Source organism: Exiguobacterium sp. E17S (genome assembly GCF_057772545.1).
In genome coordinates this window covers 227,292-243,535 of the sequence record NZ_JBYLRU010000001.1, presented here as the reverse complement: position 1 = coordinate 243,535, position 16,244 = coordinate 227,292, and the positions used below count along the sequence as shown (strand labels likewise).

The following is a 16,244-nucleotide window of genomic DNA, read 5'->3' as shown; positions in this document are numbered from 1 at the left end:
GTTTATGAATTTTCTTTGACGACGCCTTGTGCGACCTTACCGAGAACACCGTTCACGATTTTTGTCGCTTCTTCGTCAGCAAACGCCTTCGTCAATTCAATCGCTTCGTTGATCGTCACTCGAACTGGAATGTTCGTTTCGAATAATAATTCGTAGACGGCTAAGCGAAGAATCGTCCGCTCGATGTTTCCGAGTCGTTCGAATGACCAGTTGACCAGCGCTTCTCGGATATGTTGGTCAATCGTTGCTTTGTTCGTTTCGACACCGTTCACCAATTGCTCGACGAATGTGTCATATTCCTTACCTTCTACCGCGAATTCAATGGCCTCTTGTGCAGTCAGATCCGAAAGCTCCATTTGGAACAAAGATTGGACTGCGAGTTCGCGTGCCATGTGTCGTTTCATCATGATTTTGCGTGCTCCTTTTTTTGTCGTTCTCAATCAGTTAGTTTAGCACATTCCTCTTTTAAAAAACATAGAGAACGCCAAAAAAAGACGGGAGTTCGTCGCACAAACTCCCCGTCCTGATTCAGTTAACGATCGTACCTTTTAGCTCACGCTCTGCGAATTTCGTCGTGAACGTGCCACGCCGGAATACCGGGTGACTGAGAACACGTTCGTGGAACGGGATCGTCGTCTTGACACCTTCGATCCAAAATTCAGCTAGTGCACGTTCCATCTTCGCACATGCTTCTTCCCGTGTTTCCGCATGGACGATCAATTTCGCAACCATCGAGTCATAGTATGGTGGAATCATGTACCCTGGATAGACCGCGCTATCGATGCGCACACCCATTCCGCCTGGTGTCACGTATTGTGTGACGCGTCCAGCAGACGGACGGAAATCATGATCTGGATCCTCGGCATTGATCCGGCACTCGATCGAATGACCGTGGAACTTGATATCCTTTTGTTTAACGGCAAGCGGATGATCGAGCGCCACTTGCAATTGCGCTTGCACGAGGTCGAATCCAGTGATCATCTCCGTTACCGGGTGTTCGACTTGAATGCGCGTGTTCATCTCCATGAAGAAGAATTCTTCCGTCTCTTCGACGAAGATGAATTCAATCGTTCCAGCTCCCGTGTACTGAATCGCTTTTGCGGCTTTTACGGCAGCCTCGCCCATCTTCAATCGTGTCGCTTCACTGACCGCAGGTGATGGCGCTTCCTCGATCAGTTTCTGCATCCGGCGCTGGACGGTACAATCCCGTTCACCAAGGTGAATGACATTGCCGTGACGGTCAGCGAGGACCTGTACCTCGACATGGCGGAATTCTTCGATAAAGCGCTCTAAATAGACATCCCCGTTTCCGAAAGCTTGTTTTGCTTCACGGCGTGTCTCACTTAGCCCGTTGATCAGCTCTTCTTCCGAACGAGCGACCCGAATCCCTTTACCTCCACCACCTGCTGTTGCTTTGATGATGACCGGATAACCAATTTCTTGCGCCAGTGCGACCGCTTCTTCGTCCGTGACCGTTCCATCCGAACCAGGTACGACGGGCACGCCACACTCGATCATCGTCTTCTTCGCAACGTCCTTGATCCCCATCTGACGAATCGCATCCGACGTCGGACCAACGAACTTGATCCCGCACGCTTCACACATCTCAGCAAAATCAACGTTCTCGGCTAAGAAACCGTACCCTGGATGGATCATCGTCACTTGACGGTTCGTTGCGATCGCGAGGATATTCGTAACGTTTAAGTAGGATGAAGCAGAACTCGCCTCACCGATGCAGTACGCCTCATCGGCTAAACGAACGTGCAAGGCTTCCTTATCCGCCGTCGAGTAGACAGCAACGGTTTGTATTCCAAGTTCCTTTGCCGCTCGAATGATCCGGACGGCGATTTCTCCACGGTTGGCAATCAATAATTTTTCCATGCTGTTCACCCCCGTTTACGGACGGATCCGGAAGAGTGGTTGACCGAATTCAACGAGATCTCCATCGGCGACAAGAATCTCGACGACTGTTCCAGATACTTCCGAGTTTAAGTTATTGAAGAGTTTCATTGCTTCAAGGACACAAACGATCTGACCAACTTCAATCTGATCACCGACCTTGACGTATGCCGGTTTATCCGGATTCGGACGCGAATAGAACGTTCCAACCATCAAGGCATTGATCGTGACCGTATCATCCGCAGTCGTCTCTTCCTCGACTGGTGCTGCCGCTTGCTTCACAGGAGCTGGCGCTGCTACCGGCGCAGCAGGTGCTTGATGCGATACCGTCACTGTTTCTCCTTGTTTCTTCAACTTCAATTTATACGTATCCGTCTCGAGTGAGAGTTCATTTACACTCGACTGATCGAGCATTTCGAGTACTTGTTTCAACTGATCGATTTTCATCTGTCATTCTTCCCCCATCTATGCTGTATTCACAATTATTATACCAGGTGCTAATGCCTACTCAAATACTTATATTAACTGGTCATACCATTGGATGCAAGTCAAGCTGGATGAAAAAAGACGTCTCTCGACCTGATAAAAGGTGAGAGACGTCTTGTCGTTTCAATATTATCCGTTGTAACGACCTGTGAAATCACCTGTACGTGTATCAACCGTTACTTTTTCGCCTGCTTCGATGAAGAGTGGGACTTGAATGATATGACCTGTCTCCACTGTTGCATTTTTCTTGACGTTCGAAGCTGTATCACCCTTAACGCCAGGCTCTGCTTCAACGATCGTCATGACGACTGTGTTCGGTAATTCAAGACCGAGGATTTCGCCGTTGTAAACCGCGATTTGAACTTCCATGTTTTCAAGCAAGTATGGAAGAGCTGCTTCGACTTGTGCTGTCGTCAATTCCAATTGCTCATACGATTCTGTGTCCATGAAGACGTAAGTCTCACCCATTGGGTAAAGGTATTGCATCTTGTTACGCTCGATGTGTGCACGTTCGACACGCTCACCACCACGGAATGTCATCTCTTGGATGTTTCCGTTACGGATGTTACGCATTTTCGTCCGAACGAACGCTGCCCCTTTACCTGGTTTAACATGTTGGAATTCAAGTACTTGCCAAATCATACCGTCTGAAGTCTTAATCGTTAATCCTGTTTTTAAATCGTTTACTGATACCATGAATGGTTCCTCCTAAAATGTCCCGTCACTCTGAATTAGAGAGTGATCAGTTCTTTTGGTGAAGACGAAAGAATTTCTCGACCTGTTTCCGTGATCAAGACGTCATCTTCAATCCGGCATCCGCCAACTTGCGGCACGTAGATACCTGGTTCGACCGTAACGATCATGCCCGGTTCAAGTTTTGTCTCAGAGCGGAACGACAAGCCAGGTCCTTCATGTACTTCTAGACCAATACCGTGTCCCGTCGAGTGACCGAAGTACTCACCGTAACCTGCTTCTTTGATGATATCACGCGTCAATGCGTCCGCTTCGATCCCAGTGATGCCTGGTTTTAAGCCGTCGACACCCGCTAGTTGCGCTTGCAAGACTGTATCGTAGATCTTCTGCAACTCGGCATTGATCGGACCGACTGCGACAGTCCGTGTGATATCTGAAACATAACCGTTCAAGAGCGCTCCGAAATCAAGCGTGACGAGTTCACCCGTCGCAATGACCTTCGAGCTGGCAACACCGTGCGGCAAAGCAGAACGATAGCCCGATGCCACGATCGTATCGAAAGAAGAAGACGTCGCTCCATGCTTACGCATGAAGAATTCTAGTTCATTTGATACTTCAAGTTCCGTTCGTCCTGGTTGAATGTACGTCAAGATGTGTTGGAAGGTCGCGTCTGCGAGCTCCACCGCTTCCTTAATCATCTTAATCTCTGACGAATCCTTAATCAAGCGTAGGTTTTCAATGATTCCTATCGTCGGAACAAGCTCGATTGCCGAAGCTTGATCGTATGCTTCAAAAGCACCGAGTGTCATCGCATCCTTTTCGACACCAACCGCGCGAACACGTGCTCCTGCCATCAATTCGCCCATCGTCTCTGGAATCGACCGTTCAATTTGGACGATCTCCATTCCTTTGACTTGGTCTGCCGCTTGCTCCGTGTAACGGAAATCCGTCACGAAGTACGCTTGCTCTTCTGTTACGAGACATGCACCGCTTGAGCCCGTGAAGCCGGAAATGTATCGAATATTCTCTGCTTTCGTGACGAGTAATCCTGGAAGGTCCCGTTCCTTTAAAGCTGCTTGTAACGCCTCGATCCGTTGTTTCATGATTGATTTCCCCCTTGTTCCGATTGTTGTAAAGCTTGGAGTGCTTCTGTTGCCAGACGATATCCCGTCATGCCAAGTCCAGCAATGACTCCTTGACAGACAGGTGCAATCATCGAATGATGACGGAAGGATTCACGTGCATGGACATTCGATAGATGGACCTCGATGACGGGTGCTTCGATCGCGGCAATCGCGTCACGTAACGCGATACTCGTATGCGTGTAGGCAGCCGCATTGAAGACGATACCGTCCGCCCCCCGTTCCTCGTGAAGAACATCAATCAGTCGTCCTTCATGGTTCGATTGTTCAAACCGAAACTGAATGTTCGGAAAATAAGTGCGAAGGTCGTGTTCTAAGTCGGCTAATGTCGCCGTTCCATATGTATCCGGTTCGCGTGTTCCGAGTAAATTCAAGTTTGGTCCGTTTAATATCAAGACACGCAAAAAAACACCTCCTCGAATTCCTTTTCATTGTATCATAACCCGATTTCCGACTCCTAAAGATTACCTCGTTTTGACGAGTCGAACATAGTTTTTTTGTCGTAAATCAAGTACACTGACGATACACCTAATTTTAATGAAGACGGGATGCGTTCTATTATGAAAACGACTAATCCGCCGGTCGGTGGTCAAGCCATCGTCGAAGGCGTCATGTTCCAAAATGCGACCCACGCGGTCTCTGCGATTCGTCGAAATGATGAGTCGATCGAGACGTTCGCCCAACAAAAGCCGGTTCGACCACGAATCGCTAAAGGTAAAAAAATCCCACTTCTGCGTGGCTTGTTTGCTTTAATGGAGTCCTCAGCGAATGGCGCCAGTCATATGAACTTCGCAAGTGACCGATACGGTGTCAAACCTGGTGAAGAAGAGCCGGAAGAAACGACTGCCAGCCCTTTGACGAAATGGCTCGGCGTAGCTGTCGTCGGGATCCTATCATTCTTCTTCGGTAAATTACTCTTTACGTTACTACCTGCTTTCCTTGCGTCACTATTCGATGTGTTCCCTGCTTTATCGGGACATGTCATTCAAAATGTCATCGAAGCAACAATCAAATTAACGCTTTTGTTCAGTTACCTCTACGTGATTTCATTGACTCCGCTCGTCAAACGACTCTTTCAATATCACGGTGCAGAGCATAAGGTCATCAACTGCGTCGAATCAGGACGCCCACTCACGGTCGAAAACGTTCGCGTCAGCAGTCGTCTTCATTACCGTTGCGGCTCGAGTTTCTTGATCTTCACCGTCATCGTCGGATTTTTCGTCTATCTGATCGTGCCAACGGATCCGCTTTGGTTGCGTCTCGTCTGCCGGATCGCCTTATTACCGGTCGTCATCGGTCTTTCATTTGAAGTGTTACAGCTGACGAATAAAGCGCAGCACATCAAAGGACTTCGCGTCATCGCCTTGCCTGGCCTATGGTTACAATACTTGACGACGAAAGAACCGGACGATGCACAGATCGAGGTTGCGATTTATGCGTTTGAAGCATTGGAAAAACAGGAACATAACCTACATGAGAATGCACTGGGTTAATCGATAACAGGGGTGATATTATGATCAGACAACGCATTGGTTCTACATTTGCACTCGTCGTGTTACTGTTCGCTTTTGTCGGCTTCGGATATAAACTCGTCAATAATCCAAGTAGTCTGTTTTCACAATTGCTGTTCTTCGGGATTACCGCCGGGATCATCTTCTTGCTCTTTAAGTTCCTGACTCGTAATCGAAGCGTCGGAACGGGCGCAAATGCTCAGTACCGAAAATCCGTCGCTCAATCAAAAAAAATGCATGGCTCTTCGAATTCTGTTCGCCGGACAGACTTTAAGAAAAAACCGGTCAAGTCCTCAAAAGCGCCGGCATCGAATAAAGTCAGACCGTTGCGCGATCGTTCAAAAGCGCCTCATCTGACAGTGATCGAAGGAAAAAAAGGCAAAAAGAAAAAACGTGCTTTCTAATTTCAGAAGTACATTAAAAAGGAGATTCGTCATGCGACGAACCTCCTTTTTTCGTGTTCAATCCGTTTCGACCCAACCGATATACGGTAGATTGCGATATTCCTCCGCACAATCGATTCCGTACCCAACAACGAAGTAATCCGGAATCTCGAAACCGACATAGTCTGCGTCGAGTTTTACTTCACGACGTGCCGGTTTATCAAGCAATGTACATACTTTGAGAACTCCGGGTTGATGCAATTTCATGTGATCACATAAGAAATGGAGCGTCCGCCCTGTGTCGATGATATCTTCGATGACGACGACATATTTCCCTTGCACATCGAGATCGAGATCTTTCTTCAACTGAACACGCCCGGAAGAGACGGTCTTTGTTCCGTAAGAAGAGCACGCGACTGTATCAATTTGAACGCTTCCTTTGATTTCGCGCATCAAATCCGCAGCAAAGACCATCGACCCTTTTAACACGACGACGAGAACGATTTGACGCCCAGCCGCATCCACTTCGATCTGTTGTGCTAATTCACGAACCTTTTCTTTCAGTTGTGACTCCGACACTAATTTTTCTTTAATCGTGATTTCCATGACAAGGTGCGAACACCCGCCACCCCCTTCGTCCATTTTCAGGCTCAGTATAGCATATCTAACTTAAAATGCGCACTTTATCATAAAAATGTAATGGATCGTTCGTGTTTGAGAACTTTTTTTAGCAAGGAACTATAAAAAACAAGCCTCAATCCTCTGGATGGGCTTGTTGATAGCGATGCAGTTCCTCTTTCAAACCAGGACGTTCCGCAAAGAACTGAATCATTCCGTTAATCTTATCCAACGCTTCGATACTAATATGATGCTCGATTCCTTCGACATCCTTATAAATCAGTTCTTCATCTACACCAACGAGACGAAGAAAATCTTCAAGTAAGGCGTGTCGTTCCACGAGACGCTTTCCGATTTTGCGTCCTTTAGGTGTCAGCATGAGACCCCGATACTTTTCGTAAATAAGGTACGTCTCCCGGTCGAGTTTTTGAACCATCTTCGTTACCGAGGACGGGTGAACTCCTAACGACTCCGCTATATCCGATACGCGGGCATATCCCTTATCTTCAATCAGTTTATAAATTTGTTCCAAATAATCTTCCATACTCGGAGTTGGCACGACATCACCTTCCCATTTCATTCATTAGCGTTTCCAGTTCCACTCATCACTACGGTATTTCTCGGCAAGACGCTCAATCTCCTGCCACTGCTCACTCGTGAACGTCAACGGAACGAACGACAAATCAAGCGCCTCTTCGAAGCCTTTCGTGAACGCTTCTCGTACCTCGTCAAATGCGACAGCGCGACCTGCTAGCTCATTCAAAGCGACAGCTTTTCCTGAAAAACGCGCTTTCATCCGCTCGCGCGTCGACTCATCATCATACAAGAAACAATCAAACAATTCACCTTCATCGACAGAGAGTGGGACCGAACCGTGCTGTAAGACAACGCCTTGATGGCGGACTTGTGCACTTCCTGCGACTTTCCGTTTTCCTACAGCGAGTTCATAATACGATGCTGCATCAAAACAGACGGCTGATTTCGGCTTCCGTAATTCTTCTTTTTCCTCTTCCGTCAACGGAACGGAAAATTCGACCGGAATGCCGAGGTGATGGTATCCTTTGCGAATCCCTTCCGTCAACATCCGATAACTTTCGATGACCGTGCGTGGTAAACCTTCTGTATCTTCCGGGATGACGACACTGTATGTCAACTCGTCTGCATGCAAGACAGCGCGCCCTCCTGTCATCCGACGCACGATCGGAATCCCGAGCTCTGCAATCCGCTCTCGATCGATATCACGGGTTGCCCGTTGAAAATGACCAACACTTAATCCACGTGGTTCCCATGAGTAAAAACGAAGCGTCGGTGCGATCTCCCCCCGCCCGACGAATTGAATCAATGCTTCATCGATTGCCATGTTCATTGCCGGCTCCATCGCCGGCGTCGTCAACACTTGCCACTCTCTGTTCACTTGAGCACCCCCAAAACGTTTCCGTCTTAGTGTATCAAACCCATTCTCGGTCGCGCAATCACGAGTCGATTGCCGAAATCGATTTCGTTGACTATAATGAAACAGAGGTTAAACGAACGAAGGGGTTGGAAGTCGAATATGGAAACTGGAACTATCATTACGATCGTATTATGGGTCGCGCTGATCGCCTACATCGCTTGGCGTTTCATGCCGGTCAAAGGCATCACGAAATTGTCGCAAGAAGAATTCCGTGCGAACTACCGTAAAGCACAAATCGTCGATGTTCGCGAAACACAGGAATTCAAAGGCGGACACATCGTTGGTGCCCGTAACATCCCGGTCAGCCAAATGAAGATGCGCTCGAAGGAATTACGAAAAGACATGCCGATTTACTTGTATTGTCAAGGGAGCATGCGTTCTTCACAGGCTGCAAAAGTCTTGAAAAAAGCAGGCTATACGAATCTGTATCAGTTAAAAGGCGGATTCAAGCAGTGGTCAGGAAAAATCAAACGGAGCTAATGCTTCGTTTATCGCAAAAAGAGGATCTCTCCTTCGTCGGAGAGGTCCTCTTTTTTATGAAACAGCTTATGCGTGTACTTCTTGTTTTGGTTCGTAGCGTAAGACTGGTTTTCGAGCAGCAAGTGTCTCGTCCATCCGTTTGACGACCGTCGTGTGTGGTGCGTTCAAGACGACATCCGGTGTCTCTTCGACCTCTTTTGCAATCTGGAGCATCGCATCACAGAAGGCATCGAGTGTTTCTTTCGACTCTGTTTCCGTCGGTTCGATCATGATACACTCCTCGACGTTCAACGGGAAGTAGATCGTTGGTGGATGGTATCCAAAGTCAAGCAGACGTTTAGCGATGTCAAGCGTCCGGACACCTAGTGCTTTTTGACGTTTACCCGACAAGACGAATTCGTGCTTGCAATAGACGTCGTATGGCGCGTCATATGCACCTTTGAGACGAGCCAACATATAGTTCGCATTCAAGACCGCTTCTTTCGAGACGCGAGCAAGACCCGCTCCACCCATCGTCCGAATATAGCTATAGGCACGCACGTTGATGCCGAAGTTACCGTAGAATGGTTTGACACGACCGATTGCTTCCGGACGATCGTAGTCGAGGACATAACGCTCTTCCTCTTTGCGGACGATTGGTTTCGGTAAATACGGAATCAAATCTTGTTTGACCCCTACTGGACCCGATCCTGGTCCGCCGCCACCGTGCGGTCCTGTGAACGTCTTATGCAAGTTCAAGTGAACGACATCAAAGCCCATGTCCCCTGGTCGAGCGATGCCCATGATCGCATTCGAGTTCGCACCATCGTAGTACAGTTTTCCGCCTGCCTCATGAACCGCTTTGGCGATTTCGACGATATCCGACTCAAATAAACCGAGCGTGTTTGGATTCGTCAACATGAGTGCCGCTGTATCGTCACCGACTTTTTTCTTTAAGTCCGCTAAATCAACGAGACCACGTTCATCCGATAAGACCGTCACGGTATCAAATCCAGCGACTGATGCCGATGCGGGGTTCGTTCCGTGTGCCGAGTCCGGTACGAGGACTTTCGTCCGTTTAAAGTCACCGCGTGCATGATGGTAGGCCTTAATCAGCATCAAGCCTGTCCATTCACCGTGTGCTCCCGCCGCCGGCTGGAGCGTCACTTCATCCATTCCAGTGATGACTGCGAGTTTTTCTTGCAGATCATACATTAAACCGAGTGCCCCTTGGACACTTTCGACTGGTTGAAGCGGGTGAATGTGTGCAAACCCAGGGAGGCGTGCCATATCTTCATTGATTTTCGGGTTGTATTTCATCGTACATGACCCGAGTGGATAGAATCCAGAATCCACACCATGGTTACGATTCGAGAGTGCCGTGTAGTGACGGACGAGATCCAGTTCAGATACTTCCGGTAGCGCCACGTCTTCCTTCCGTAACATCGAGGTCGGTAACAATTCTTCTACTGCCACCTCATCGACAGTCGGTAACGGTAAGCTATAGGCGATACGACCCGGTTTAGAAATTTCAAAGATCAATGTTTGCTCATTCATGTGTGAGTCCCCCTAACGCTGTCACGAATTGATCCAACTCTTCATTCGTCCGTAATTCCGTTGCACAAACAAGCATTTCATTTTGACGCGCTGCGTCATACGATCCTAACGGTAAACCGCCGATGATTCCGTGATCGAGCAATTGTTGACTCGCACGTGTCGCGTCGATTGGTAGCGTAACGACGAATTCATTGAAGCTCGGTCCATCGTCAACGATCGTAAAGCCAGCCTGTTTCAGCTTTTGTTTTAATGCATGTGCCGTTTGCAAGTTACGTGTCGCGAGTTCCCGGATACCCCGTTTTCCGAGTGCACTCATCGCGATCGAAGCAGCGAGTGCATTCAACGCTTGGTTCGAACAGATGTTAGATGTCGCCTTGTCACGGCGAATGTGTTGTTCACGTGCTTGTAACGTCAGAACGAAACCGCGTTTCCCATTCTCATCGACGGTCTGTCCAACGAGACGTCCCGGAATCTTACGCATCAACGCTTTTGTCGTCGTGAAATAACCACATGTCGGTCCACCAAAGCTTTGTGGAATTCCGAACGGTTGGCAATCTCCGATCGTAATGTCAGCGCCAAGTTTACCTGGCGCTTCTAAGATACCGAGTGCCAGTGGATTCGCAGAGACGATGAACAGCGCACCACGAGCATGAGTCGCATCGGCCAATGCTTGTAGTTCTTCGACACGACCGTAGAAGTTCGGATACTGCACGATGACACAGGCGACGTCTTCGATGGCATCGAGTTGATCGATCCGTGTGACACCTTGCTCAAGCGCCAACGTCTCGACGTTTAGTCCTGGACCGTTCGCATACGTCCGAACGACATCGTGCGCTTCCGGGTGAACGCCGTCTGAAAGAACGATTGTCTTTTTCTTCGTATGGGCACAAGCAAGCATGGCCGCTTCCGCTAACGCCGTGATCCCGTCATACATCGACGAGTTCGCGACATCCATCCCTGTCAATTCACAAATCATCGATTGGAATTCAAAAATCGCTTGTAGCTCACCTTGCGAAATCTCTGGCTGATATGGTGTATAGGCAGTGTAAAACTCTGAGCGCAGTAACATATGATTGACGACAGCAGGTGCATAGTGATCATAGATGCCTGCGCCAAGGAACGATGGATATTGTTTCGTATTCATGTTTTGGTCGGCAAGCTTCGATAGCGTCCGAATCAAGTCCGTTTCCGGAAGTGGCACACCGACTTCTTCCAATGTACCGTTATCACGGACGGATGCCGGGATATCAGCGAGTAAATCTTCGATCGATGCTGCACCGATCGTCTGTAACATCGCCTGCTCATCTTCTGCTGTCATTGGTAAATAACGAAAATCCATAGAAATATCCCCCTTATTTCGTGCGACGATAAAACGGTGTCGCTGTTCGTTTCGCTGCTAAACGTTTTCCGCGTACTTCCACTTCAAATTGCTCTTGTTCCGCTACTTCTGCAGGAACGAGTGCCCAAGCAATCGCTTTTCCTACTGTCGGCGGCAACGTACCTGTCGTCACCACACCAACGACTTCCCCGTCATGCCAAACCGGTGCATCTTGACGCGCAATCCCTTTATCGAGTAATTCAAGACCGATCAAGCGTCGCGGTGCTCCTTGTTCTTTCTGTTGCAACAAGACCTCTGAACCGACGAACGGTTTGACTTGTGGTTTGACCGCAAAGCCCATTCCCGCTTCGATGGGTGAAATCGTTGCTGATAATTCATGTCCGTAAAGTGGCAGACATGCCTCAAAACGTAATGTGTCACGTGCCCCGAGCCCGCATGGTACGACACCTTGCTCAAGCAGTGCTTGCCAGACAGCAGGTGCGTCACCAGCTGCCATGTAGAGTTCGAATCCATCTTCCCCTGTGTACCCACTGCGTGAGACGATCATTTCCACTCCTGCAACCGTCCCCCGTTGGAACTTGAAAAATCCGATCTCTGATAAGACAAGTGATGTCATGCCGGAAAGGATGGCTTCCGCACGTGGTCCTTGGACCGCAATTTGACCATATTGTTCCGATTGATTCTCAAGCGTGACGTCCCCTGTTAGATAGTGACGTAAATGTTGTTCGTCTTTTTCAATGTTCGAAGCATTGACGACGAGAAGATAGTCCGTTTCTGCCAAACGATAGACGAGTAAATCATCCACTGTCCCACCGTCTTCTTGGCATAAGACGTTATATTGCGCTTGCCCCACCGCAATCTTCGAAATATCGTTCGATAATGTAGCTTGTAAAAACGTCAGAGCATCCGGTCCGCTGACGAACAGTTCTCCCATGTGCGAGACATCGAACATGCCGACGTTCTCCCTTACTGCAACGTGTTCTTCTTTAATCGAGGAAAACAAAACTGGCATTTCAAATCCCGCAAAATCCACCATCTTACCGGTTTGCGAAACCGTCTCGAATAACGGTGTTCTTTTCAATGTCGTTTGACTCATACAAATCCCCCTATTTACGAACGTTTTTGCTCTCTCTTCTCTTTAATGTTCCATTTTCAAATCCATCTTACCAATTAAAATCATAATTATCTAGTATTATTCGGAAAAAGGAACATACGAAAAAGAGAGAAAGGACCCTGTCCCTTCTCTCCTATTGTTTCATATTCTTCCCATGAAAGCCATTTCAAAATTGTTTGATTCCGGCAGTTCGTTTGATTTCCTCCTGGAGTCGACGACCTTCCGTCACCAATTGGCTCGCTCCTTGCTTCACACGATTTCCTTCTTCAGTGATTCGATTGATATTCCCTTTGATTTGATCGATTCGCTGCGTCGTATGATCAATGTTCGTCTGCAAGGTTTGCTGACGAATCGTAAAGCGCTCCATCAGTTGTTTTAACTGCCGAATATCCTGAGACAGCTTCTTTTTGTAAAGACTGAATCCGAACAACACGAGTCCTATGATAGCCAGTAAAATAATACCTAACGTAATCCAAATCATGACTTCTCCTCCAATACAGTTTCAATCGCACGCGTTAATTCTTCGATTGATGCCGTTCCTTCGAGTCGGACAGTAGCTACTCCAGCATATAAGGAATAGCGACGTTCAAACAATCGTCTCACCTGTTCCCGTTCTGTCACGAGTGGACGATTCGGATCAGAGGCGATCCGTTCCCAAATCAAATCAAAGGGTGTATCGATCCAGACGACTGTTCCGGACTCCTGCATGTACAGTCGGTTCTCTTCTCGTTCGACGATACCGCCACCCGTGACGATTACTTCCGCATTGCTACTCTTCAACAATTCGCTTTCATGTGTACGAAACCCTGCTTCGCCATGCTCAGCGAAAAAAGCAGTAATCGTTTGTCCATGTTCCTGTTCGAACCGTTCATCCAGTTCGTCGACCTCGTATTGGGTACCCAATCGATGTCCGACGGCTGTTTTACCAGTTCCCATAAACCCAATCAAATAAACCTTACTCATGTGTGACGACCGCCTCAATTCTTTGACCATTCTCTAATCTCGATTCCATTTTAAAGCCTTTATCGGTCGCTGTACAGCTGACTTGTCCGATTGGGTAGTGGAGCGTCTCGTCCTTCGTACAATCTGCTTTCGCTGCTCGGATGAGAGACTCGAGTTGGAGTGCTTCTTGCTCTAACTGATGATGCCGCATCTCTTCGTCAATTTGCTGACAAGAAATCAAGAGCACGACTCCCATTCCTAGAAGTAACAGTAACGTTTGAATCAAGATGAATCCTTCCTGACGCATCGGAAGGAACGTCTGCTGTCGTTCAACTGAATCGAGAGAATCTCGGCATCCCCTGTCACGGTATAGTGTTTGACGTCGCGGGCGTATGTCAGTTCACCTCCCTGTTCTTTCTTGAGACGTAGTTGATCTTGCACACGGACGAGACGCCACTTTTCAGCCGTCTCTCCCGGATTGACGTCCATTCCACGAATCTCGTCTCCGACGCGCTCACACATCGTACTGCGCCACATCAGTCGTTCCACGGTATGAAAGAACAATTCTTCATTCATTCGGTTGACTTCCGGCGGACGAACGAGTGGGGTCAATGTCAAGATTGCCAGCAGAAGAAGTGGGCTCAGCCATAGGACGAATGACAGTTCGAGAAGGGTCATTCCGGATTCCGCTCGCAAGACACATCGTTTCATTGCACCACGCTCCTTGTTTCAGGACATAGGACGCTGTTCGGTTTTCAACTTGATCCGTCGCCATCTGCTCAAGCTGTTCCGTCTCTTGTTCCCATTTCATTTGTTTCGTCCGTAACTCGAGATAAGGATCGATCGCTAACGTCATGAAGATACCGATCGCAACGATAGAGAGCATCACTTCAAGCAAAGAGAAGCCCGCTTGGCGTTCGTTCTGCATACTTCTCACCTCACTTTACGGATTGCCATTTGATAGTTCCCAAGTAAGAATTTGATTTCATATTCGGCTGTTGCCGAACGGCAAGACCAAGTCGCTGCATAGATCGAGTGATAGCTTTTAAAATAGATGATGCGATTCGAGGGTGGAACGGTACACGTATGACCATTTTGGAATGTCCGTTGCCATAACAACCGGTCATCCGCAAGGACAAGGTATCCTGTACCGTCTCCTCGAAATCGAAACTGCATCAATGATTGATCTTGCTTTGAGTACTGCATCAGTCGAAGTGTCTGAATATCTTGTTCCATCAGACGAACCTCTTGTTCAAGCGGAATCCAGTCCGGTCGTTTTTCAAACAGTGCCGGCAACAAAAAAACAAGTAAACAAGCAATGATTGTCAGCACCGCCGTCATCTCAAATAATGTAAATCCTTGTTCACTTCGTAAGTTCGCCAGTCTTCGGATCATACGTATACGTCTCCTGATCACAGACGAGAGCATTCGGTTTATCAGCTGTTCCGCGATTGATCGTCTGAAGTGATTCTGGGTACTTTTTCTCTTTCGCGTAATACAAATTAACCTCTGACCGAATGACTCGAATGTTCGCCTCACAACTCACACCTTTCGCCTGGTCCTTTCCACTTGTCATCGTTGGAATCAAAACGAGCAGTAATAACGAAATGATCAATAAGACGGCTGCCATTTCAAGTAAGGTGAATCCATCCTGTCGCTTTAAGAATTGTTTCATCGTATCGTCTCCTCTGTTTAGAATGGAAGCTGCTGTATCGCTAGCTGAATTGGATAATACAAGATGAGAAATAACGTTCCAGTCATGATCGTCAATCCGCCGTACAAAATCGGCTCGATCCATAACAACTTTTTCTCTAGTTCCTCTTCCATCGACTCATGTAAGAGTGTCGCTTGTTCAAGCAACAACGGCCCAAGATCGCCACTTTCCCGCGCCAAATGGACGATTCCAATCGTCTCGGCTTCGATGATCTCATCTTCGCCAAGCGCTTCTGCAAGTGGTTCCCCTGCCTGTTGTTTAGCATGTAGACGAGCATAGAGATGTCCTTTTTTATTCGCTTGTCCTTGCTCCAGATGACGAAAGGTCTCTTCGAGCGAGAAGCCAGCATCGATGAACGATCCTACTTCGATCGTGAATAAATAGCTGTAGTAGAGACGAATCAATCGCTGTAGCGGTTTCAGTCGTAAAATACGGTTTAACGGAAAGAAGCGAAAAAAGAGGTAACCGGAGGTCAACAAAATAAGGGGAATACTTGCGAGTAGATACTTCGCAGAGGGGTGAAGAAGGAGATGAAGAAATGAGGGGAGAGTCTTCGGGTCCGACATCTCGAGGAGAGACGGAAATACGTAGAGGGCATAAAAGAAGAACAGAAGGAATAGACTGGTCGCTAGAACAAGCGGATACCGAATCATCTTCCAAAACTTCGATCGCATTTCTGTTTCGAGGTCGAGCAGTTTCACGATTTGGCGAAGAACGAGCAACGGTCGCTCTGTCCTTTCTCCAACAAAAAGAAGTCGTTTTAAGGTATTCGTTAACGCAAGCGGTTCAAGGGATGCTGCAAAGGAGTCTCCTTTTTCAAGACGTTGTTCCATTTCTCCGACTACTTCCGCGAACGGCTGACGCTCGAATCGTTTTAAAATGAGTAACGTCTCTTTCGCGGAAATGCCTTTTGATAACAAACGGTGATATCGTT

At 47.9% G+C, this 16,244-nt stretch carries 23 protein-coding genes; 3 read left to right on the top strand and 20 right to left on the bottom strand.

What is annotated here, in order from left to right:
- Positions 1-2 precede the first annotated feature (2 nt).
- From nusB to aroQ, 6 genes are all read right to left on the bottom strand, one after another.
- Positions 3-407 carry a transcription antitermination factor NusB gene (gene nusB / locus AC3B4V_RS01270; RefSeq protein WP_023467580.1) on the bottom strand — a complete coding sequence of 135 codons (405 nt, stop codon included), beginning with the start codon at positions 405-407 and terminating at the stop codon, positions 3-5.
- 121 nt (positions 408-528) lie between these two features.
- Positions 529-1,881 (bottom strand): acetyl-CoA carboxylase biotin carboxylase subunit, encoded by a 1,353-nt coding sequence (accC, locus tag AC3B4V_RS01265; protein WP_035409099.1) that lies wholly within the window; start codon positions 1,879-1,881, stop codon positions 529-531.
- 15 nt (positions 1,882-1,896) lie between these two features.
- Positions 1,897-2,346: an acetyl-CoA carboxylase biotin carboxyl carrier protein gene (gene accB / locus AC3B4V_RS01260; protein ID WP_488377563.1), complete on the bottom strand. Its 450-nt coding sequence runs from the start codon at positions 2,344-2,346 to the stop codon at positions 1,897-1,899.
- A gap of 168 nt (positions 2,347-2,514) precedes the next feature.
- Positions 2,515-3,081 carry an elongation factor P gene (efp, locus tag AC3B4V_RS01255; protein WP_023467577.1) on the bottom strand — a complete coding sequence of 189 codons (567 nt, stop codon included), beginning with the start codon at positions 3,079-3,081 and terminating at the stop codon, positions 2,515-2,517.
- Between the two features lie 35 nt (positions 3,082-3,116).
- Positions 3,117-4,181: a M24 family metallopeptidase gene (locus tag AC3B4V_RS01250; RefSeq protein WP_488377562.1), complete on the bottom strand. Its 1,065-nt coding sequence runs from the start codon at positions 4,179-4,181 to the stop codon at positions 3,117-3,119.
- Positions 4,178-4,624: a type II 3-dehydroquinate dehydratase gene (aroQ, locus tag AC3B4V_RS01245; protein ID WP_023467575.1), complete on the bottom strand. Its 447-nt coding sequence runs from the start codon at positions 4,622-4,624 to the stop codon at positions 4,178-4,180. Before aroQ ends, AC3B4V_RS01250 begins: the two co-directional genes overlap by 4 nt.
- Positions 4,625-4,780: 156 nt before the next feature.
- Between aroQ and AC3B4V_RS01240 the strand changes: the two genes are divergently transcribed.
- Both AC3B4V_RS01240 and AC3B4V_RS01235 read left to right on the top strand, forming a co-directional pair.
- Positions 4,781-5,713, top strand: a complete 933-nt coding sequence (locus AC3B4V_RS01240; protein ID WP_064300286.1) for a DUF1385 domain-containing protein — start codon at positions 4,781-4,783, stop codon at positions 5,711-5,713.
- 20 nt (positions 5,714-5,733) lie between these two features.
- Positions 5,734-6,135, top strand: coding sequence for an SA1362 family protein (locus AC3B4V_RS01235; RefSeq protein ID WP_023467573.1), 402 nt, complete (start codon positions 5,734-5,736; stop codon positions 6,133-6,135).
- Between the two features lie 57 nt (positions 6,136-6,192).
- On the opposite strand, the gene hpt is transcribed toward AC3B4V_RS01235, so the two are convergent.
- From hpt to AC3B4V_RS01220, 3 genes are all read right to left on the bottom strand, one after another.
- Positions 6,193-6,720, bottom strand: coding sequence for a hypoxanthine phosphoribosyltransferase (gene hpt, locus AC3B4V_RS01230; RefSeq protein WP_064300287.1), 528 nt, complete (start codon positions 6,718-6,720; stop codon positions 6,193-6,195).
- A 148-nt stretch (positions 6,721-6,868) separates the two neighbouring features.
- Positions 6,869-7,291, bottom strand: coding sequence for a transcriptional regulator MntR (gene mntR, locus AC3B4V_RS01225; RefSeq protein WP_488378213.1), 423 nt, complete (start codon positions 7,289-7,291; stop codon positions 6,869-6,871).
- Between the two features lie 24 nt (positions 7,292-7,315).
- On the bottom strand, positions 7,316-8,146 hold the full coding sequence (locus AC3B4V_RS01220; protein WP_023467570.1) for a lipoate--protein ligase family protein: 831 nt from the start codon (positions 8,144-8,146) through the stop codon (positions 7,316-7,318).
- Between the two features lie 138 nt (positions 8,147-8,284).
- Between AC3B4V_RS01220 and AC3B4V_RS01215 the strand changes: the two genes are divergently transcribed.
- Positions 8,285-8,665 carry a rhodanese-like domain-containing protein gene (locus AC3B4V_RS01215; protein ID WP_023467569.1) on the top strand — a complete coding sequence of 127 codons (381 nt, stop codon included), beginning with the start codon at positions 8,285-8,287 and terminating at the stop codon, positions 8,663-8,665.
- 66 nt (positions 8,666-8,731) lie between these two features.
- Here AC3B4V_RS01215 and gcvPB read toward each other — a convergent pair whose 3' ends face one another.
- From gcvPB to AC3B4V_RS01160, 11 genes are all read right to left on the bottom strand, one after another.
- Positions 8,732-10,201 carry an aminomethyl-transferring glycine dehydrogenase subunit GcvPB gene (gene gcvPB / locus AC3B4V_RS01210; protein WP_029341085.1) on the bottom strand — a complete coding sequence of 490 codons (1,470 nt, stop codon included), beginning with the start codon at positions 10,199-10,201 and terminating at the stop codon, positions 8,732-8,734.
- A complete protein-coding gene (gene gcvPA, locus AC3B4V_RS01205) occupies positions 10,194-11,540 on the bottom strand; it encodes an aminomethyl-transferring glycine dehydrogenase subunit GcvPA (protein WP_056060214.1) in 1,347 nt (448 codons plus the stop codon). The genes gcvPB and gcvPA overlap by 8 nt, the downstream gene beginning before the upstream one ends.
- A gap of 13 nt (positions 11,541-11,553) precedes the next feature.
- A complete protein-coding gene (gcvT, locus tag AC3B4V_RS01200) occupies positions 11,554-12,636 on the bottom strand; it encodes a glycine cleavage system aminomethyltransferase GcvT (protein WP_488377561.1) in 1,083 nt (360 codons plus the stop codon).
- A gap of 184 nt (positions 12,637-12,820) precedes the next feature.
- Positions 12,821-13,135 carry a hypothetical protein gene (locus AC3B4V_RS01195; protein ID WP_023467565.1) on the bottom strand — a complete coding sequence of 105 codons (315 nt, stop codon included), beginning with the start codon at positions 13,133-13,135 and terminating at the stop codon, positions 12,821-12,823.
- Complete coding sequence (locus tag AC3B4V_RS01190; RefSeq protein WP_223041490.1) at positions 13,132-13,617, bottom strand: shikimate kinase; 486 nt, start codon at positions 13,615-13,617, stop codon at positions 13,132-13,134. Before AC3B4V_RS01190 ends, AC3B4V_RS01195 begins: the two co-directional genes overlap by 4 nt.
- Positions 13,610-13,882: a hypothetical protein gene (locus AC3B4V_RS01185; RefSeq protein ID WP_488377560.1), complete on the bottom strand. Its 273-nt coding sequence runs from the start codon at positions 13,880-13,882 to the stop codon at positions 13,610-13,612. Before AC3B4V_RS01185 ends, AC3B4V_RS01190 begins: the two co-directional genes overlap by 8 nt.
- The gene (locus AC3B4V_RS01180) at positions 13,879-14,274 is read right to left on the bottom strand and encodes a hypothetical protein (RefSeq protein WP_230088813.1); all 396 of its coding nucleotides are present in this window, start codon (positions 14,272-14,274) and stop codon (positions 13,879-13,881) included. The genes AC3B4V_RS01185 and AC3B4V_RS01180 overlap by 4 nt, the downstream gene beginning before the upstream one ends.
- The gene (locus AC3B4V_RS01175) at positions 14,165-14,524 is read right to left on the bottom strand and encodes a type II secretion system protein (protein WP_050678401.1); all 360 of its coding nucleotides are present in this window, start codon (positions 14,522-14,524) and stop codon (positions 14,165-14,167) included. Before AC3B4V_RS01175 ends, AC3B4V_RS01180 begins: the two co-directional genes overlap by 110 nt.
- A 5-nt stretch (positions 14,525-14,529) precedes the next feature.
- Positions 14,530-14,991, bottom strand: coding sequence for a prepilin-type N-terminal cleavage/methylation domain-containing protein (locus AC3B4V_RS01170; protein WP_350468330.1), 462 nt, complete (start codon positions 14,989-14,991; stop codon positions 14,530-14,532).
- Positions 14,960-15,271, bottom strand: a complete 312-nt coding sequence (locus AC3B4V_RS01165) for a competence type IV pilus major pilin ComGC (protein ID WP_023467559.1) — start codon at positions 15,269-15,271, stop codon at positions 14,960-14,962. Before AC3B4V_RS01165 ends, AC3B4V_RS01170 begins: the two co-directional genes overlap by 32 nt.
- A gap of 17 nt (positions 15,272-15,288) precedes the next feature.
- The gene (locus tag AC3B4V_RS01160) at positions 15,289-16,230 is read right to left on the bottom strand and encodes a type II secretion system F family protein (protein ID WP_488377559.1); all 942 of its coding nucleotides are present in this window, start codon (positions 16,228-16,230) and stop codon (positions 15,289-15,291) included.
- Between the last annotated feature and the right edge of the window lie 14 nt (positions 16,231-16,244).